Consider the following 18,974-nt stretch of genomic DNA (forward strand, 5'->3'; position numbering starts at 1 on the left):
CTCGATCAGTGCCCACAAGTCGTCGTCCACGATCCAAGGCCGAGTGCTCACACACTCACGAACGGCCGAATCATCACACCGGTTACGCCCGACCAGGGCATCTCAACAAGATCCTGTTACGAGCTCTACGCCTGCCAAAAGCCCCCACATTTTTTGGGCAAGACCGCGACTGAGTATCAACAGGGATATCGACAGGGTTACCTGGCGGCGTGGAAGAAATATGCCGGGTGTCTGCACTGACTGTTGCGCCAAATTCCTTGACGGCGTGGGCGTGACTGCCGATGACGTCGGGCGGCGCCATCAGGGCGTCAGGCCGCTGAGCAGACCCGTCGCTCCGGCGAACCCCAACTACTGAACTTGAAAGCGTAATGTCGGTTGCTGGGATCAGGTGGTCACCGCTTGCGATTGGGGCTCCACTCGTAAGCTCCTGGTGCCGTCTCGATGACTTCGCGGGGCCAGGTCAGTCGGACCTGTTCCAGGCGCCCGCGATGCTCGGCGATCCAGTCTTCCTGGGGTCGGGTTCCCAGGGCTGTCGTAAGGCGGTCCGGGTCGCTGACCTGGATCGACAGCCAGCCGTCTTCGTGCACGTGGATGCCGAGGCTCAGGCCGCGGTCTCCGCCGATGCTGACCGTCTGGCCTGGTCCCAGGTTGGAGAGCTCCTGCTCCCAGGAGTCCAGGTCATGCTGGAAGAGGTAAAGGTCGAGCCATCGACGAAACTCGCGGAGACGAGCACGTCCGCCTGCAGAATGTCGTGGCCGGTCAGCACGCCCGGCTGGGACCGTCCTGTGACGCGCACGATACAGCGGTTCCCATCCGGATCGGCGAGGTGGATCAGATCCATCGGAGCAGGTTCCGTCATTGAGTTACTCGCTTTCGTGCGCTGGCGTGGGCTGCATCGTCTCCTATCGCCGGACGAGCGAAACAGTCAGGCCCAGCCCCGGAGAGTCACGTGCCCAGGGGGTGCGGGCAAGACAGCCGTCGATCACGTCTGGCCGGTACTGGAGCTTCTTGAGCCGATGCTTGACCGCGCGGGGTGACTTGACCAAGGCTGGCAGCGGCAAGGTTGCCGATGTCGCGCTTGACCAAGGACCACACGCCCTCGGTTGGGTTGAGGTCGGGCGCGTAGGTGGGCAGCTGAACGACGGTAAGCCACTCGGCGTTCGCGTCGATGAACTCGCGCAGCGGCTTCGTCAGATGCAGTCGGACATTGTCCCAGATCAGCACGATCGGGCCACCCAACTGGATGCGGGCCCGACGATCAGATCACGGAAATCGCGCCAGCCGAAGCCCTCCGGCTGGTCCTTGCGCCCGGTGTACTCCCGGACCGCATAGAACAGTCGGGACCGCTCACCAGGCTTGTAGCAGGTCATGCCCACCATCGACACTCGCCCGGAACCGCGGCCACGCACCCGCACCACCGGCGTGCAGCCCCGGCGGCCCCAGGTCTTGGCACGCGGCGGAGTCATCGACTGCCCGGCCTCGTCCTCAAAGACGATCCATGCCCCCCGCTCCGCCGCGATGCTCTTACCCGCGGCCATGTCTCCTTCTTCCAGACATTGACCGAGGTGTCGTCACGCTCGATGGCCCTCCGGGCAGGCTGCTGCCACGACCAGCCATGCCGCTTGAGCAGCAGCCATGTGCCCTCGACCGTGTACGAGACGTGGAACAGGCGACCGATCAGTGTCTTAATCCGAGCCAGGGTCCACCGCTGGTCCACCCAGCCGTGGATCAGCGGTCCGCGCTCCAACTCCCTTTCCAACCGAGCGATCTGCGTATCACCGAGCCTCGGTCGGCCCGGGGATCCCTTCGACAGGACGCCAGCCTTCCCACGCTCGCGCCACTGGCGACGCCACCGCTCCACGGACCGCTCGCTGACCCGCAGCGCGGCAGCGATCTCCCGATTCTTCTGCCCGCCCTCGAAGCGTTCCACGGCCTGCAGCCGAATCCGCTCCCGGGCGGCCCTCCCGGCGTCGGTCAGCCCGCCGCCCTGCACGTATCTCACAGTCCAGGGCTACCGGAACGGCCCTCCCACCGTCAGGCGAACGGCTCCGACATCACCCAATCAAGTTCAGTAGCCGGGAAGGCCGACTCGAGGAACAAGCTGATCGGCGGCCTGTGTCCGCGCGGTCCCACGGGTTCCGGATGTCGCCGCTGCAGCCAGTGCGAGCATCGCCACCGCGATCGCCGCGGCCGGCGGACGTAGCCCGGGACGCATCCCAAGCCCTTCCCCCTCCCGCCACCAGAATCCGCCCGGCTTCAAGATGCCCGCCACGGTATTCAGGCCGGCCCCTTCTCGTGGTAATCCATGCAACTGTCGGCCGTCAGACGAACGCGCTGCAGGAGCGCGCCCGCCTCCTCCCGAGCTTCGGCGCCCACGCGCACGCCGTCGGCCCCGGCGCTCTCGATGCGGGCGACTTCCGCGCGGGCGCTCTCCCAGATGGCTCCGACTTCTGGAGCTGGTCGCCGAGCGGTCCGCCGGCGCTCAGATCGGCGGGTGATCGAAGGCACGTAGCAACTGTCGTTCCGCGTCCGCAAAGTATACCGAGAGGAGCAGTTCCGCCTGCTGGGTGTTTCTGGACTCCAGGGCTGTCAGGAGCTCGCGGTTACGGGCGAGGTAGGGCTCGTGGAACCGGCGCGGGTTGTCCATGGCGTGGAAGGCCAGGCGCAGTTCGGCGTGAACGCGGAGCATCATCTCCTCCAGGCGTGGCGATCCGGCCAGCTGTACGACTCCCTGGTGGAAGCGCAGGTCGGCGCTGGCGATTTCCGGCCAGTGCTGGTCGGCTGCGGCACGCTCGCCGTCCTCGACGGCTCTGCGCACCGCCGCGATGGCCTGCTCGGGGGCCCCGGCCAGCTCGCGTACGGCGGCGCCTTCGACAAGGCGGCGCAGCCGGTACAGCTCCACGACATCGTCCCTGGTCAGGGTGCGCACGAAGACGCCGCGGTTCAACTCGTGTACGAGTAGGCGTTCGTGGGTCAAGAGTCGGAAGGCCTCGCGCAGGGTATTGCGGGACACGCCGAGAGCCGCACCGATGGCCTCTTCCGAGAGCCGGGTCCCGGGCGGGACGAGCCCCTGGGAGACGCGGTCGCGTAGAACGCTTGCCACCCTTTCGGCGATACTGCCGCGCCCGAGTGAGGCCCTGTCCTGCTCCAGACTTGCGACCCACGCCCCGGAATCGCTGCCGTCCATGCTTTCCTCCCTGAATTGTTGAACGAAAGACTACCCCCTACCTGCACGGGGCAGGCTGGGCGAGGTTCAGTCGGGGCCAGGTCAGGGTGTGGCCAACTCCCCTCTCCGACAAGCACCTTGTAGGATTGTTGAACGATCCCTACGATGGCGTGACGGCCCATCAGCAGGGTGGCCGGTGCGGCTCTCCTCGAGGAGACATGTGATAACTCAGCGGAACCACGTGGTGGATCCTCTTTACTCGCACAAGGTCGGTGGTTGCCTAGTCCTCATATTGGTTGGCATTCTCGCCATCCTCTTCGTCGGACTCCCCACCAGCGGGCCGGTGATGTGCGGCTCGGACGTGATGCACCCGGGCGACGTGTGCAGGGACGGCGGGATACCGGTCGACGCGTATGGGAAGCCGAGATCCAACTACGACGTCATGGCCGCCAGGAACGCTGCCCTGCACGCCGGAAGTCCCCCCGCCTTAGCTGCCGGGATGGCCATGATCACGCTCGGGGGCGGTCTGTTCATCCGCGTCGTCCTCACCAAGAACCGGCGCAGAAGGCCCCTGCCCGACTGACGGGACCGCCACCGAGCAATCCGCTATCCCTCCCGGCAGGAACCTCGCCTCATGCCTCACCAGGCTTGCGCAGTCTCGACGACCTGACCGCCACGCGCTCGGGCAACTCGGCCACTGGCACCGCGCCCATGCCGTAAGCGACTCCGGCCTGCCGGCGCCCGTGAGTAGGAGGGCGAAGACGGTGGCAGAGCCCAGACAGGGGTGTCAGGCGCCGCGGCTCCAGCGGACCCGGGCACCTTCTTGTGGGGGTGGCCACCATGCCGTCTCCCTACCTCAGACAGGAAAGGGCGGGCGGCAATGCTGCGCAACGGACTGGAACCATGGCACCTGCTGATCGTGGCGATCGTGCTCATCGTGCTGTTCGGATCGCAGAAGCTGCCCGACACCGCCCGCTCGCTGGGTAAGTCGCTGCGCACCCTCAAGAGCGAGACACGGGCCATTAAGGAGGACGCGATGCCCCCGTCCGCGGATGCCGCACCGACCGGGGAGACTCTGTCGCAGGCGATCCACGTGACACCGGGAGACGTGGTCTCGGCCGCCCCGGCGCCGGAGAGCGGGACCAGGACCTCCTGACCTTCCCACGGGCGGAGCGCGAGGGGGCCGGGGGTCCGATGCCTGGGCCGTAGAGACGCGGATCACCACGCACACGCGGACTCCGACCCACACCGGGCGAGCGGTGCGGGAGCCGGAGTCCATAGCCCTCCGGCACCTGCCGTACGGCGGCTCCCGATCCTGCGGCGCCGCCGAGGACGGGGACGGGCAGATACCCGATCCGCGCTCTGGCCGATGTCGGCCGTGTAGCGGGCCAGGGTATAGCCATGGCCGGAAGGTCTGCGCCTGGGTGACTGCGCGGTCCCAAGCTCCGTGCTGGTCTGCCAGTCGGGGAAACGTGTCGTTGCCGCAGTGCCCTGCCGTGAGGAAGTACGGCTGACCGCCGAGGGCGACGTTGAAGCCGAGCGGCCAGCGGGCGCCGCTCCCCCAGATAGCCTCGCCTCCCCGCGATGAGGGGCCGGAACGTACCCGACGAGGGCACGCGATGTGCCGACTGCCGTGACGAGGCGGCCCGAAAAGGCACTCGGGGCGGGGGCGGCGTTCTGCCGTCATCGGCGTGGCACCGGTCAGCGCCGGGGAAATCCGAGGAGCCTCATGGGGATCCGCACCACCCACGTTCACCTGCCGGTGAGATTCGCCCTCCTCTGAGGAGAGAATGTTTCGCGGCATGGACCTTCCCGGTTTCGGCATCCCCGAGAAGCTAGCCTCACGGATGAGCATGGCCGAGCAGCACGACCTACGCGCCCCGCATCTGGGCAAGGCCACCGAGGTCAACGCACTCACCTCGCTCGGCTGATCAACCGACGGGTGACGGATCGCCCCGGCGTATCGCATGCGTCGGGCAGCTGGCCTCGCCCGGCGCCCGCCGGGGCCGCCGGCACGCACGGAGCCGGCTTTCCCCGTGGCGGGCCGGGTGCGTGAGCTGGGGCTTTTCCGTCGTCTCACCGTGAGCGGGCCGGGCGCCAACCAGCCGCCGCCCGGGAACGAGACGCACAGGCCGGCTGCCTCCGACCAGGAAAAGTCATCCGGCGCGGCCCTGGGCGAGATGGTCCTATGGTGGGGACGACTCCACGACGCGGGAGGGACCTGATGGCGAAGAACGCTGAGCAGCACGGCTCCGGCGAGCGAGACGACCATCGTTCTGGCCTGCTGAGACACTGGCGGGAGACGGTCGACGAGCGCACCGGTCCCACCCAGCGCTCCCTCCTCGCCACCTGGCTCGCCTTCGGGGCCACGTTCGGCGTTACCCGCCTGATCACCCACGGCATCCGCAGCGGACGCCTGCCCTGGGGCAACATCTCGGCCGGCGGCACCCATCTGCACCATTACAACCTCGGCATCGCCACGCTGGCCGGCGTGGGACTGGTGGCCGTCCGGGGGGACGCGCCCCTCGTAGGGCACCCTGGCGTCGGCGCGGCATACGGCGCCGGGGCAGCGCTCATCGTGGACGAATTCGCTCTCCTCCTGGATCTCCAAGACGTCTACTGGGCCAAGCAGGGCCGGATCAGCGTGGACGTAGCGGTCGGCATCATGTCCGGCTTGGGTCTCTATCTCACCGCTGTCCCCTTCTGGAACGAGCTGACCACGGTCACCCGCCGACACGTGCTGGAACGCCACGCCGGTTAGCCGGGCACCGGCGTCGGTCGCAGCCCGGACCTCGACCTCTGCGACCCCGGACTCGACACCTCGGCCCGGCCGGGACCGTCAAGGACATCCCCACCGGAGCGGAACACGCGGCGGCCCAACCGTTGACGGGTTCCTGACGGAAGCCCGGGCCCTCGCATCCGCCCGCTGACCCGCGGGCAAATCCTTTCCTCGTCCACACTGCGGAACCTCTCGCTTCGCATGGCTGTCTACACGGGTGCAACAGTCACTCAGGCCCGATGCGGCATCCCGATGCGGCATGCAGCGACCCGGAGCAAGTTCCTTCGATGACATACACCTCGCCGACCATCCGCCAGTCCCGGCCCCGCAAGCCCTCCCGCGGCAAACGCTGGGGGCTCATCGCGGCGTGCCCGGCCGTACTCGGTGCGGTCGCCTGGCCGACGCTGTACTACTTCGATGTCTTCTCGGACAACGGTGACTCGATCACCTTCAGCGGCGTGGCTCCCTCCGGTGGCGGGAGCTGGCAGTCGGCCAGCGCCAAGGCCCTCATGGCCACCGGGCCTGCTGCCGACTTCAGGATCTCCGGTACAGTCCCCGAGGACGGCAGCAAGATCGCCGTCACGACCTACCGGGGCAAGAAGTCCGGCTTCACGGGCAAGGTCTGGGTCTGGGCACCGAAGGAGTACGCGGATCCGAAGTACGCGACGAGCGGCTTCCCCGTACTGATCGCCCTCCCCGGCGGCGCGGGCTACCCGAGCAACTACTGGATGGGTACGGACCTCAAACTTGAGTCCTCGATCTCCAAGTGGTCGCAGGAAGGCAAGAGCCTGCCCTTCATCATCGCCATGCCGGTGCTCAACCCCGAGAACCATGACAAGGACCCCAAAGACCCGCAGGTGGGCCTCTACTGGGACGACAGCGACATCCCCGGCCAGCCCAAGATGGGGACCTGGCTCACCGAGGACGTCCCGGTCCTGATCAAGGAAAACTTCCGCACGATCAAGTCACGCGACGGTTGGGCCTTCATGGGCTCCTCCACCGGTGGCTCCGCGGGCCTGAAAGCCGTGTTGCAGAAGCCGGAGAAGTTCAAGGCCGTCATCGCCTCCGGTCCCGACATCGTCCCCGACTCCCGCCTGTAGGCCAGCCACCAGAAGGAAAGGGCGGACAACGACTCCAAGGTGCTCGCCCAGCGGCTCATCGCCAGGGGGCAGCCCCGACGTGTATCTGGGGCTCCAGGTGGGTTCCAGGGAACCGGTCAAGCCCCCGATCGACGCGTTCGTGGAGAAATTCGGCAACAAAGGCCTGGTCAAGACCAAGTACGACGTAATTCGGGGTGGCCAACACAATGCCGCCACTTACGTCCCGAACATGGAGAGCAGCGGCCTGATCCAGTGGATCAGTGAACACATGCAGGGCCCGACCGAGTGACGCGGCAGGGTTATCGCCGACGGCTCCCGGCGAGTGTGAGGGTAGGCGCGTGATGAAGCGACGCGAGACGCGGACACGGGCGGGGAATTGGAGTTCACACGAGGGGGCGCTGGGGCGTCGTCGATTCCTGACAGCGTTGGGTGTCGCCACCACCGTGGCCATGGGCGTTCCCGCGTACGCCTCCGGCGCAGCGCGTGACGTCGGACCCGCCGACGGCTACGTCGACGTACAACTGCTCAGCATCACGGACTTACACGGGTATCTCCAGGGCGCGCCGGCCGGGTACTCCGTCATCCAGGGCCACGGCGGTAGCAGCTATACGGTCGGTGGCGTCGCTTACATGGCCGCCCACCTTGAGCGGCTTCGCGAAGGTCACCCGAACTCCGTCTTCTTCTCGCCCGGAGACCTCTTCTCGGGCTGGGAGTTCGATGCCTGCGCCTTCTCTGACGAGCCGACCATCGAGGCCCTCAACCGCATGGGCCTGACCTTCGCCACAGCGGGGAACCACGAGTTCGACAAGTCACCCGCCATGACCCGACTGCACATGGAGAAAGGCGTTCCGTTCCCTGTGGCGGGCCGGGACACCTCCTTCCCCGACTCCTCGGGCCGTGTCTTCCACGGCGCCGACTTCGCCTACTACAGCGCCAACGCCACTTGGACGACCTCGGGGCTGAACGTCCTGCCGCCCTACAACATCGAGTGGGTGCGCACCCCCGGCGGCCGTAAGCTCCCCATCGGGTTCATCCACCTCACCGCCCTGGGCACCGAGTCGTTCCCCGGGTCCTTCCAGCCGGGCATCTCCACCCTTGACGAGATCGCCACCGCAAACCGCTACGCGGCGGAGCTCAAGAAGCTCGGGGTCAACGCGATCGTCCTCAGCGTGCACGACGGCGCCGTGGCGGGCGGTGACTTCAACAGCGGCATCGACCCCTCCGGCCCCGCCTTCGACCTCGCGCTCCGGGTCTCCCCGGACATCGACGCGATCGTCGCCGGCCACTGGCACACGCGCTTCAACATGATGGTCCCCGACCCGAACGGTGTCCCGCGGCCGTTCGTCGAGGCGGGGTGCTACGGCCAGGTCATCAACGAGATCAACCTGCGGCTGGACCCGAACACCGGCAAGGTGATCCGCCGGCTCACCACCTCCACCAACCACCCCAACAGTCACGACATCACCCCGCATCAGGGACTCACCCACCTCACCCGCTTCTGGGCGGGGCAGGCATCCGAGCGCGATCGCAGCCGGATCGGACGGCAGACGGGCTCCTTCCTGCGCACCCGTAACACGGCCGGGGAAAGCACCATGGGCGACCTGGTCGCCGACTGGGCGCTGTGGGCGGGCCGAAGGCCGACCGATCCCGCCAACGATGCCAACATCCACCCCAACGCTCCGGCCGAGCTAGCTGTCGTCGCCGTCGCACCCAGCGCCGGCGTGGCGATCATCGCCGGCGACTTGGTGTACGACGCCGCCTCCGACGGTGCGGTGACCTTCGGCCAGGCATGGCGCGCCGTAGGGTTCGGCGACCCGGTCGTCGCGGCGTGGGTCAGCGGGCAGCAGATCCACGACGCCCTGGAAGAGCAGTGGATGCTCACCCCGTCCGGAGAACTGCGCTTCGCGCCGCTCGCCGTTTCCCACAACGTGCGCTACAGCTTCGACGCGGCCGGCGCCCCGGGCGACCGAGTGGCGCCCGAAGACGTCCTGATCGACGGCCGCCGCCTCGACCCCGCCCGGAGGTACCGGCTGGCGGCCCCCTCGTACACCTTCCTCGGCTCCGACGGCTACCCGGCGTTCGCCAGCTTCCATGAGCCCTACCGCCACCAACGCGACTTCGAGAGCTTCATCGCGTTCGTCCGCGAGCGGCAGACCCTCTCACCCCAGCCGACCGACCGTGTCACCGTGAAGCACCCGACAGTGGCCACCGCAGTCCCGGGAACCGTCGTGGACCCCGTGCGCCTCCTGCTGCCCGACGGCACCCCGATGTCACGCACCGAAGCCGTGTTCCTCACTGCGGCCGGGTCACTGACAACCGCCCGGCCCGGAGCGGTTGTCTTCCGACCACCGTGCTGAACCGGGAGCCAGTACACGGTCACCGGCAGGCTCAAGGAGCCGCACAGCGGGCAAACGCCCTATCACCTACGTCCGCGGTGAGCAGCAGGGCACCCACACCTGGGCCGTAGACCAGACCCCGGTCGATCAGCCGCGGCGTCTGGGAGCTCGGATACTGGCCGGTCAAGGAGCAGCGCGGACGCGGGCACTCGGCGGAGGCCGCTCGGGCCCTGTGCGACTGGGGCTGGGCCACGCTCGACGTGCACCGCATCGAGTGGTGGGCCATGGCCGGGAACACCGGCTCGCGTGCCGTCGCCGAGGAACTCGGCTTCACCTCGAAGGGACACTGCGCAATCGCGGCATCGCCAACGACGGCAAGCAGCACGACTGGTGGGTGGGCGGACTACTGAGGCCCTGATACTCGGGCCGGCGCTTCGCCGGCTGCGATGCTCTTCCGCAGGGAAGTCCCCAGCTCGGACGATTCCCGCAGAAGAGTCACACCCATTGATCATCGCGCAGGCGTGACGTGGCAGCGGCCGCAAGGGTTCTTCGAGTGTGACCAAGACGTGGGCCCGGGCGGCCTTGACCCATCCTGCCTTCTGCGGCGTCTCGCGCGCACATCTCGGCGAATTGATCGAAGAGCCATACCGTGCCGGATGCCGATCTGTGCGGGCCGTGCTTCGATGGATGGCAGAGATTTCCGCACGCTCATCAGATCCCCATTGTCAGGCCGTCGATAAAGGTGCGGGAGTCCGTCGGCGACAGTCGCAAAAGCCCTGCAGCGCGTCCAGCGGACAGGTAACTTCCTTCTCACCTCCCTCGCAAATCACGAGAGGAGCAGCACTATGCGCAAAATCAACCGGCCGCGCCGTCTTCTGACAGCGTCGGCAGTTCTTGTAGCCGGGATCACGCTCCGGCCCGATGCTGCGGTCGCGCGGCCAGCCACGCCCAATACCTCGGCACGGGTAGGGGGAGACTTCCAGATCGTCAACGTGCAGACCGGAAAGTGTGCGACTGTCGCGGGCGGCGTCTCCAGCGCCAACAACGTCGAGCGCGTTCAATTCGATTGCGACAGGCACCCCTCGCGGCGCTGGATCCTCACCAACTTCGACGGCAGCTCCTACCTGATCGTCAACGTGCAGACCCGCAAGTGTGCGACGGTCGCAGGAGGTGTCTCCACCGCCAACAACGTCGAGCTCGTCCAATTCAATTGCGACACACACCCCTCGCGGCGCTGGACCCTCGCCTTCAACGGCAGCTCCTACCAGATCGTCAACGCGCAGACCCGCAAGTGCATGACCGTCGCGGGAGGTGTCTCCACCGCCAACAACGTCGAGCTCGTCCAATTCAATTGCGACACGCACGCCTCGCGTCGCTGGACCCTACGGCGAATCAGCGTGCCCATCGACGACTGAAGCAGTGGCAGCCAAGAACAGCCGTGGAGAGGCCGGCGGGCCGCTCATGGGGTGTCAGGCAGTGGCCCTGCCGAACAGGTGGTTGGCGGCAGCGTCCGGGTCGTTGCCGTAGAAGAACTCCCTGACGGCCTGGTGGAATTCGGCACGATCCAGCGCACCGGAGCCGTCCCGGTCCAAGGCGGCGAAGACCTCGGCGCTGTCCTCGTCGGGAACGCGGGAGATCGAGTTGAACATCAGCTGGAACTCCTCCTGCTCGATCTTGCCGTTTCCGTTGAGGTCGACGAGGTCGAAGAAGCAGTCGGTGACCGGCTCGATCTGTTCGGGGTACAGGGCCGGGTCGGTCAGAGCCCGCTTGAAGCCTTCGGTCATCTCCCGCAGGTCGACCTTTCCGTCACAGTCCTGGTCCAGGGGGGCGATCACATTGGTCCAGAACTCATCCATCTTCTCGGTGAGCCGGCGGGCGGTCGGGGAGTCGGGCGCGGTGTCACGGGCGGCGATGTATCGCTCGCTCATCATGCGGACGTCTTGCTGGGTGATGAACCCGTCGCCGTCGACGTCGGCACCCTTGAACCACTGGCCGTACTTGAGGTCTTGAAGTGCAGTCACAACCACGCACGGTATCCATACCACTACGCAAGAGCAAACGGGTGAGGGGGAAGACTCTCGGCAGCCCGGACGCCCGTGACACGCAGGGTGATGACGCAGACGGAACCGCGCCCGGTGCGGCAGCGTGCTTTCGTGTCAGTGTTCGAGGTGTGGTGGTGCGAAGGCGAGCACATCGGGGAGAGGACCGTCGTAGGGCTCGACGTCGACGAGCGCGCTGTGCGCGCTCGGTCCCTGGGACAGGCGCGAGCACCCTCGGTCCCCCGTGAGGGCGTTCGGATTGCCGTGGCGGTCCAAGGTGCCGCTCAGGCCCGGCTGGACCGGGTCCCACCACGCTCCGGTGGACAGTTGGACGACGCCCGACATGACGTCGTCCGACAGGACCGCGCCCGCCAGGCAGCTGCCCCGGTCGTTGAAGACGCGTACGATCGTGCCGCTTTCGATGCCGCGCGACGCGGCGTCCAGCGGATTGATCGTCACGGGCTCCCGGCCACGGATCTTCGACTTGAGGCTGTGGCCGCCATTGTCGTACTGGCTGTGCAGGCGTGAGGCGGGCTGATTCGAGATCAAGTGCAGCGGGAATCGGTGCGACAGCTCGGCACGGAGCCATTCCACGGGTTCGAACCACGCCGGATGCCCGGCGCAGTCGTCGTAGCCGAACGAGTCGATCTCCTCGGAGAAGATCTCGATCCGGCCCGACGGCGTCGTCAGGGGGAAGCGCTGCGGATCCGAGCGCAGTGCCTCGAAACTGCCGGGGAATGATCCGCTCAGCGCCGGCAGCTCGGCGGTGGACTCGCGCCAGAAGTCGTCGAAGCCCGGCAAGGTGGCGTCGTCGCCGAGGTCGGCCTTCGTCTGCTCGTAGAGGTGCCGGACCCATTGCGTCTCGGAGCGTGACTGTGTGAATTCCCGCTCGTAGCCGAGCCGGGAGGCCAGGGCGGTGAAGATGTGGTGGTCGGTGCGTGACTCGCCCGCCGGCTCGCGGACTTTCGGCATCGCGACGAGGTGCGGGTCGCAGAACCCGGCGGCGAAGTCGTCGCGCTCCAGGCTGGTGGCGACGGGAAGGACGATGTCGGCGAACTTGGCCGTGGTGTTCCACCAGGCTTCGTGGACCACCACCGTGTCCGGGGTCTGCCAGGCCCGGCTCAGCCGGTGGAGGTCCTGGTGGTGGTGGAAGGGGTTTCCTCCGCACCAATAGATGAGGCGGAGCTCGGGCAAGGTGAGGCGCCGGCCGTCGTAGTCGATGGTCTTGCCCGGATGGAGCAGGGTGTCGGCGATCCGTGCGACGGGGATGAAGTCCGGAACACGGTTGGGTATACGAGGAAGCGACGCCACGGAGGGGCGGCCGGGGGCGACGCCGGTCGCGTCCATCGTCGCGTAGCCCGCACCCCAGCCGCAGCCGGGCCTGCCCATCGAGCCCGCCATGGCGGCCAACACGACAGACATCCAGATCGGCTGTTCGCCGTGGTCCGCCCGCTGTATCGCGTAGTTGACCATGATGAGGGATCGCTGCGTGGACAGGCGGCGCGCGAGGTCGGTGATCGTGTCGCGGCTGATGCCGGTGATCCTCGCTGCCCAGTCAGCGTCTTTCGGGACGCCGTCCAGGTCACCGACCAGGTAGGAGGCGAAGCGGTCGAATCCGACACAGCACCGGCGCAGGAAGTCCTCGTCGTGCCATCCGTTGACCAGCATCGTGTGGGCGATGCCGAGCATCGCGGCGGTGTCGGTGTTGGGAATGACCGGCAGCCACTCGGCGTCGAGGAAACCTGCGGTGTCACTGCGGATCGGGCTGACATTCACAAACCGCACCCCGGCCGCACGGCACTTCCGCTGCAGGTCCTGCGTCTGGTGCCGGGCCAACCCGCCCGGGTTGATCTGGCTGTTCTTCAGGGCCAGCCCTCCGAACGCTACCACCAGCTCACACTTCTCCGCGATCTCGTCCCACATCGGCATCCGGGACTGGTAGCTCCACGGAGCCCCGCCGATCACATGGGGGAGGATGACCTCCAAAGCCGCAGTGCTGTACGTGTTGCGCGAGTCGGTGTACCCCCCGCCCAACGCCAGAAACCGGTGCAGTTGCCCCTGTGCGTTGTGGAACGCGCCCGCACTCGCCCAGCCGTACGATCCGCCGAACACCGCGCTGTCCCCGTGCTGCGAACGCACCCGACGAAGTTCATCGCTCACGAGCGTGATCGCCTCGTCCCAGCTCACCTCCACGAAGGCGTCCACGCCTCTGGCCGCGTCATCGGCGCGCGGCAGACCGTTCAGCCAGCCCTTGCGCACCGCCGGGCGCAACACGCGGGCGTTGTCATCGGCGGCAGTCACCATGCCGGGGCCGATAGGCGAGGGCGCGGGGTCATCTCCCCTCGGCTCGATTCGAACCAAACGACCGGAATCGACCACCGCGACAAAACTGCCCCAGTGCGTCGCAACCGACATGCGTCGTTCCACCGTGCATCAACTCCACCCCTGAGCTTTCCCCGACTCACCGACAGCGGCTCTTACGCCACAGCGCTCCACTTCAGTCGACGACCCGCGGGACAGAGACTTCCCCTATGGCCTGCCGCCCAAGCAAGCCCGACGGTGCCCGCGACAGCCAAGAGCCGCACCCCTAAGCCCAGCCCCCACCCACCACGGCGTACCTGTAGACCTCTGCCGGAGTGCGAAAGCCATGGATCGTGCGCGGACGACCATAGAGGGCGCGGATCTCCGCACGTTCAGCCAGGCCGACCTGGAAGCCATCGCTCACGCTGTCCAGCCGCGCCGCGTCGGTCACGGACACCTCGTCGTAATACGACATCCACATACCCCCACTCGGCGCGCAGCCCGCACCGATGCCGGGTAGTCAACCGCCTGGGCCAGCAACACCTCCTGGCGGGTGTTGCGGCCCATCGGCCGGCGGGTCGCCGGCATTCCATTGCTTGAAGCTGGTGCGCCGGTAGCCGGTACGGTCTTCGGTCGTGACCGGAAGCGCGGTGACCCGGCAGGGGCCCCGCCCCGGAAGATCGGGGCGTCCGGGGTGGGGTGTGGATCCCAGCCGCTTCAACGAGCCGCGGCAGAATCGGTTCCGCACCACTCATCCCGCCGACAGTCGCGCTGGTACAGCAGGGACGTACCCGGCAGACAGGAAATACCGTTAAAGCGCCATGCGCGATGAATCCGACGAGCTCAACGACCGGGACTGGGACGCCATCCGACGGCACCTGGCAGAAAGTCCTCACCCTCCTCGCCACCCACCGCCCCCGGCACCAGCCACCCCCTCCCCCACCACACCGAACACCCCGACACCGCGGAAAAGCGCACGCCTGTGACGGTGGAGTGCGTCGAGCGTTGATCCGGCATGGACGAAGACTTCCTCGACGCGCTCCTCGATGCCGCGGGCGAGACCCGACTCAAACTGTTGACCGAGGACGAGGCCATAGCGGTCCTGATGCTCCTGGGCGCCCTCGAGGACGAGACCCGCTCGGAAGAGGTTCGCCGGGCCGCGGGCGAGATGCGCTTCCGCCTCGGATCACGCCTCGGAGCCCCAGCGGCCTACGGCCCAATGCCGTCGTGACGACAAGGCCCGGCACGGCGTGGCCATGACCGGTCTGCCACCTCAGCCCGCAGCCGTGTCCGGATCCGCCCCGAACCGGGGCACGTCCCGGGCCGCTAGGGTCCGTCTTCAAAAGATCGTTCGATGGTGGATCATGTTTTCGTGATCCGTCGCCATGAACTGACCGACTTCGAGTGGGAGTTGCTGGCTCCGCTGATACCGAGTGCCGGCAGGGGCCAGCCTCGGGCGGAGGGCCGTCGGGTGATCAACGGGATGGTCTACAAGATCCGGACCGGGGTTTCCTGGCGTGACCTGCCGGAACGTTACGGCCCGTGGAAGACGGTCTATACCCGCTTCCGCCGCTATGCCATCGACGGTGTGTTCACTCGGGCCCTCCAACAGGTACAGGCCCGGGCGGATGCCGCCGGTGACATCGATTGGCTGGACCAGATCGACTCCACCATCGTCCGCGCCCACCAGCACGCCGCCGCCACCGGCCGAAAAGGGGGAATCACCGGACGGACGAACCGGACGATCACGCCCTCGGCAAATCCCGAGGATGCCTGACCACCAAAATCCACCTCGCCTGCGACTTGAGGCGGCAACAGCCCCAACCGCGGGGTGGTGGTCGGGTGAGACCTGGTGCGGTCTCCGTCTGGAGGAGACCTACCACCGGCTCTGCGCTAATACCCGCGCCAATGCCTACGACCACGGCATTACCACCCTGCGCCGGTGGCCGGTGCGGCGGTGGACAGCTCGTATGCGGCTTACCCGTCTGAGTTCTACGACACCGGACTGGCTGCCGCTCCAGGCTGGAAGGCAGGTGGCTGGGCCCCCGTGGGGCCGCACCGACCCCTGTCCCCGCTACTGCGCCGTCCGCGACCGTTGGTCCCGCTGCTGACCATCGCTTCCTTCGAATGGGACGGCGGCCCGGACAGTCGGGTGCCGTACGAGGACCGAGCCGCTGCCGCCACCCACCACATCGCCAGCCAGAACCCCGCGCAGCTGACCGGGGCCGAAGTCGGCAGCGGACCACCTCCAGCTCTACATCGGTCCTACGTCGCCGGAGCACCCGCACACCGACCTGATCCAGTGAGCTGACGCACCGTTGGACGGGGCTTGGCCGTCAGCACCGACCAGGTCGCCGATGGTCGGGAGCGTCGTTCAGCCGTTTCCCGGTTGAGCCCTCCGCTCCATCACGATGCACCCGCACACTCGCGTCGTGGGGAGATCACGCGGTTGCGTCCTCTGCTTCCTACCAGCCTGTTGTGAGGTTTCGCGCAGAGGCAAAGGTGCCGTCGCCCCGGCCGGCCCACATCTTCAATGTGCCGGTGGTGTCGTCTCGGGCCATGAGGCCGGCGTGGCCGTCCTTCGTAGAGGCTGCGGCGGTGGTCTGGGAGAAGTTCCAGCCGCCGGTGACGTCCTTCGCGCTGTTGAAGTAGCCGCCCGCGTTGTGCGTCCACATCTTCAACGTGCCGGAGGAGTCCTTGGCGACGATGTCCGCCTGGCCGTCCCCGTTGAAGTCCGCCAACACGGTCTGCGTGAAGTTCCAGCCCGAGGACAACTGCTGGGCCGCACCGAAAGTGCCATCACCGCGACCGGCCCAGATCTTGAGGTCGCCCGAGGAGTCACGGGCGATGATGTCCGCCTTACCGTTCCCGTCCACATCACCCACAGCGGTCTGCGTGAACTCCCACCCCGACGTGACCTGCCTCGCGACCCCGAACGAGCCGTCCCCCCGGCCCAGCCACATCTTCAGATTCCCCCACGCATCCCGGGCCATGATGTCGGCCCTGCCGTCACTGTTGAAATCCGCCGCCACGGTCTGCGTGAAGGGGCGCCAGCCATTGGTGACGTCGGCGTGTGAGGAGAAGGTGCCGTCGCCTCGGCCGCGCCACATCTTGAGTGTTCCGGTGGCGTCGTAGCAGGCGATGAGGTCCGCGATGCCGTCGCCGTCGAAGTCGCCGGCTGCGGTCTGGGACATGGTCAACGGGGTGCCGTTGGTGCCGGCTGCCAGGGTGTCGGCGAGGTGCTTGGTGCCGAGGTCGTTGAAGTGCAGGCGGTCGACCGGATCCACGTATGCGTCCTGGAGACGGCTGGGAACGTCGGGGTCCCGTGTGGCGAGGTCGAAGTCGATGTAGCCGTTGATGTCGCCGGTGGTCCGGATATAGGCGTTGATGCCCTGACGCACATCCTCGCGGGCGTCGCTGTAATCGGTGTTGCCGCCGAATGGCGGGACGGTAGCGACGGTGATGGGCAGACCACGGGCGCGGACATGTGCGGCGATGCGCTGGATCCCCTCTTTCAGAGCGCCCACGTCGGCGTTGCCGGAGAGGATGTCGTTGACGCCCTCGTACAGGACGACGGCGCTGGCGTTGGGCTGGGCGAAGACGTCACGGTCGAGGCGGGTGAGGGCGCTGGGGCCGGCCTGGTCGGTGCGGTCCAGGAGGATCCGGTTGGCGGAGAGGCCGGCGTTGAGGACACCGGGCGCGGACGGGTGCCCGTTGAGGGCGGCGGCATAGTAGTCGGGCCAACGGTGGTTGGCGTCCTTCGTGGTATGTCCGCCGTCGGTCTGGGAGTCGCCCAGGGCGACGACGGTCCCGGGGTTGCCGCTGGTGGCGACGTCCACCCCGCTGAGCAGGGTCCAGAAGGAAAAGGAGCCGGTGAAGGCGGTTGCGTTGGTGTCGGTCGTGTGGTCACCGCCCAGGCGGCTGGTGGTGTACGAGGTGGCCAGAGCGTACGAATGGATCGGGGCCACGGTGACCGAGTCCGGCAGGTGGACACTGACCGCGAGGTCCTGGTCGGGGGCAACGGGAAAGTCGACCGGGTCGCTCACGAGCTCCCCGCCCGCCGGGATGGTGGCCTGCCGGCTGCCCCCGAAAGTCAGGGAGACCGGTGTCTGGGCGGCCTTCGCTCCGGCCGCCTGCTCCGCGACGGTGACGTGGCCGAGCCTGACGGGAGCGGGCGAGAAGGTGTTGGCGAAGCGGATCCGGGCCGTACCACCGCTGGTGTGGGGGTGGACGACCATGCGCAGCGTCTGGTCCTTCCAGTCGGGTGACTGGGGGACAGCGGGCGCCGAACCGAAGGACGTGGCCCAGCTCCCCGTCCACGCCCTTCCACCGGGGGCTGCCGGGGTGCTGCGTACGCTGAGGGAGAAGATGTGCAGCGCCGGGCCCGTGGCAGGGGTTGAGCCGGCGGTGTTTGGGAGAGTGACGGAGGCTACGGTTTTCCCCCGGGCGATCGGGACAGTGGTCGCGTAGAGGTTGACGGGGCGCGTCTGCTGACCGGTAGGGGCGTTGGAATGGCTCAGGGTGACGGCGGCGGCCGTCGGGTTGCCGGTGGACCAGTCGTTCGCCGAGAGGGTGTAGGCGGAGGTGCTGCCGTCGCTATAGGTGACGGTGCCGCTGCCGGAGACCGTGCCGTGTGTCGCTGCGGTCAGAAAGCCGAGGGCGTCTCCGGAGCCCGTGACGGACAGCGTCTGGCCCGTGGCGACGACGTTGTCCGGCTGGCCGGGGGCCACGTCCGGCCGCGTGTAGACCGTGCCGTTGACGGTGATGTGTGCTCCTCGGGTCCACCCCGCGTTGTCCAGGGCAGCGGCGGACAGGCTGTTGCCGGATCCGTCGAAGTCCGCAGTGGACGGATTGGCGTCGGCGCTGATGGCCGTGTTGTTGAAAGCTCGGTTGACGAACGGGTATGCGGCCTCGGCACCGCTTGCGCTCGCGGTGTTCAGACCGGTGGTGGCCAACCCCAGAACGGTGATCGTCGCTGCTGCTCGCGCCGTGGCGAAGCGATGTCTTCTGCGGGGCATAGGGGTCCTGTCTCTGGGGTCGCGGTCGTTGGTCGACTTGTGTCCGGAGCTGAACGCGGGACATCCGAGCGGCAAGGACGCGGGTGAGCGCGAAGGAAGGGTTCACCGGGGGCGTCTGCCGCCCGGGTGGGTCCGGGCGGCAGACGGAAGGGGGTTACCAGCCGGAGCTGAGCTTGTTGGCCGCACCGAAGGTGGTGTCACCGCGGCCGGCCCAGATGTCCAGGTCACCGGTGCT

General features: G+C 67.6%; 19 protein-coding genes and 2 pseudogenes. 11 read left to right on the top strand and 10 right to left on the bottom strand.

Annotation, left to right across the window (positions count from 1 at the left end; genetic code table 11):
• Positions 1-392 precede the first annotated feature (392 nt).
• From E6R62_RS42345 to E6R62_RS36675, 5 genes and pseudogenes are all read right to left on the bottom strand, one after another.
• Positions 393-859: pseudogene (locus E6R62_RS42345) on the bottom strand (DUF5959 family protein).
• 86 nt (positions 860-945) lie between these two features.
• Positions 946-1,224: a transposase gene (locus tag E6R62_RS42145; protein WP_306432514.1), complete on the bottom strand. Its 279-nt coding sequence runs from the start codon at positions 1,222-1,224 to the stop codon at positions 946-948.
• On the bottom strand, positions 1,218-1,538 hold the full coding sequence (locus tag E6R62_RS42150) for a hypothetical protein (RefSeq protein ID WP_136217783.1): 321 nt from the start codon (positions 1,536-1,538) through the stop codon (positions 1,218-1,220). Before E6R62_RS42150 ends, E6R62_RS42145 begins: the two co-directional genes overlap by 7 nt.
• A complete protein-coding gene (locus E6R62_RS36670; protein WP_136217784.1) occupies positions 1,463-2,002 on the bottom strand; it encodes a winged helix-turn-helix domain-containing protein in 540 nt (179 codons plus the stop codon). The genes E6R62_RS42150 and E6R62_RS36670 overlap by 76 nt, the downstream gene beginning before the upstream one ends.
• 480 nt (positions 2,003-2,482) lie before the next feature.
• The gene (locus E6R62_RS36675; RefSeq protein ID WP_136217785.1) at positions 2,483-3,187 is read right to left on the bottom strand and encodes a GntR family transcriptional regulator; all 705 of its coding nucleotides are present in this window, start codon (positions 3,185-3,187) and stop codon (positions 2,483-2,485) included.
• A 271-nt stretch (positions 3,188-3,458) separates the two neighbouring features.
• On the opposite strand from E6R62_RS36675, the gene E6R62_RS36680 reads away from it, so the two are divergent.
• The gene (locus tag E6R62_RS36680; protein ID WP_136217786.1) at positions 3,459-3,749 is read left to right on the top strand and encodes a hypothetical protein; all 291 of its coding nucleotides are present in this window, start codon (positions 3,459-3,461) and stop codon (positions 3,747-3,749) included.
• A 297-nt stretch (positions 3,750-4,046) separates the two neighbouring features.
• Positions 4,047-4,322, top strand: coding sequence for a Sec-independent protein translocase subunit TatA (tatA, locus tag E6R62_RS36685; RefSeq protein ID WP_136217787.1), 276 nt, complete (start codon positions 4,047-4,049; stop codon positions 4,320-4,322).
• A gap of 327 nt (positions 4,323-4,649) precedes the next feature.
• Here the strand turns inward: tatA and E6R62_RS42155 are convergent.
• Positions 4,650-4,788 (bottom strand): annotated as a pseudogene (locus tag E6R62_RS42155) (S1 family peptidase); the annotation flags it as partial.
• A gap of 180 nt (positions 4,789-4,968) precedes the next feature.
• Between E6R62_RS42155 and E6R62_RS41970 the strand changes: the two are divergent.
• The 7 genes from E6R62_RS41970 to E6R62_RS36715 all read left to right on the top strand — a co-directional run bounded on the left by E6R62_RS41970 (position 4,969) and on the right by E6R62_RS36715 (position 10,796).
• Positions 4,969-5,097, top strand: coding sequence for a hypothetical protein (locus E6R62_RS41970; protein WP_276615683.1), 129 nt, complete (start codon positions 4,969-4,971; stop codon positions 5,095-5,097).
• Between the two features lie 293 nt (positions 5,098-5,390).
• On the top strand, positions 5,391-5,927 hold the full coding sequence (locus E6R62_RS36695; protein WP_240802115.1) for a hypothetical protein: 537 nt from the start codon (positions 5,391-5,393) through the stop codon (positions 5,925-5,927).
• A 305-nt stretch (positions 5,928-6,232) separates the two neighbouring features.
• Complete coding sequence (locus E6R62_RS36700; protein ID WP_306432515.1) at positions 6,233-7,045, top strand: esterase family protein; 813 nt, start codon at positions 6,233-6,235, stop codon at positions 7,043-7,045.
• A 79-nt stretch (positions 7,046-7,124) separates the two neighbouring features.
• Positions 7,125-7,334, top strand: a complete 210-nt coding sequence (locus tag E6R62_RS42160; protein WP_306432516.1) for a hypothetical protein — start codon at positions 7,125-7,127, stop codon at positions 7,332-7,334.
• Between the two features lie 160 nt (positions 7,335-7,494).
• On the top strand, positions 7,495-9,402 hold the full coding sequence (locus tag E6R62_RS36705) for a bifunctional UDP-sugar hydrolase/5'-nucleotidase (protein ID WP_240802116.1): 1,908 nt from the start codon (positions 7,495-7,497) through the stop codon (positions 9,400-9,402).
• Positions 9,403-9,527: 125 nt separating this feature from the next.
• Positions 9,528-9,791, top strand: coding sequence for a GNAT family N-acetyltransferase (locus E6R62_RS36710; protein WP_240802117.1), 264 nt, complete (start codon positions 9,528-9,530; stop codon positions 9,789-9,791).
• A gap of 435 nt (positions 9,792-10,226) precedes the next feature.
• A complete protein-coding gene (locus tag E6R62_RS36715; RefSeq protein WP_136217788.1) occupies positions 10,227-10,796 on the top strand; it encodes an RICIN domain-containing protein in 570 nt (189 codons plus the stop codon).
• A 54-nt stretch (positions 10,797-10,850) separates the two neighbouring features.
• Here the strand turns inward: E6R62_RS36715 and E6R62_RS36720 are convergent, their stop codons facing one another.
• From E6R62_RS36720 to E6R62_RS36730, 3 genes are all read right to left on the bottom strand, one after another.
• Positions 10,851-11,402 (bottom strand): EF-hand domain-containing protein, encoded by a 552-nt coding sequence (locus E6R62_RS36720; RefSeq protein ID WP_136217789.1) that lies wholly within the window; start codon positions 11,400-11,402, stop codon positions 10,851-10,853.
• Positions 11,403-11,537: 135 nt separating this feature from the next.
• A complete protein-coding gene (locus E6R62_RS36725; protein WP_206308960.1) occupies positions 11,538-13,835 on the bottom strand; it encodes a molybdopterin-dependent oxidoreductase in 2,298 nt (765 codons plus the stop codon).
• A 172-nt stretch (positions 13,836-14,007) separates the two neighbouring features.
• The gene (locus tag E6R62_RS36730) at positions 14,008-14,196 is read right to left on the bottom strand and encodes a hypothetical protein (protein WP_136217791.1); all 189 of its coding nucleotides are present in this window, start codon (positions 14,194-14,196) and stop codon (positions 14,008-14,010) included.
• Positions 14,197-14,736: 540 nt separating this feature from the next.
• On the opposite strand from E6R62_RS36730, the gene E6R62_RS36735 reads away from it, so the two are divergent.
• Positions 14,737-14,952, top strand: a complete 216-nt coding sequence (locus E6R62_RS36735) for a hypothetical protein (protein ID WP_136217792.1) — start codon at positions 14,737-14,739, stop codon at positions 14,950-14,952.
• Positions 14,953-15,075: 123 nt separating this feature from the next.
• The gene (locus E6R62_RS36740) at positions 15,076-15,498 is read left to right on the top strand and encodes an IS5 family transposase (protein ID WP_136217793.1); all 423 of its coding nucleotides are present in this window, start codon (positions 15,076-15,078) and stop codon (positions 15,496-15,498) included.
• Positions 15,499-16,186: 688 nt separating this feature from the next.
• On the opposite strand, the gene E6R62_RS36750 is transcribed toward E6R62_RS36740, so the two are convergent.
• Entirely contained in the window at positions 16,187-18,676 is a 2,490-nt protein-coding gene (locus E6R62_RS36750) for an FG-GAP-like repeat-containing protein (RefSeq protein ID WP_136217794.1), read from the bottom strand.
• Between the last annotated feature and the right edge of the window lie 298 nt (positions 18,677-18,974).

Source organism: Streptomyces sp. A1136 (genome assembly GCF_004795055.1).
Lineage (GTDB): Bacteria > Actinomycetota > Actinomycetes > Streptomycetales > Streptomycetaceae > Streptomyces.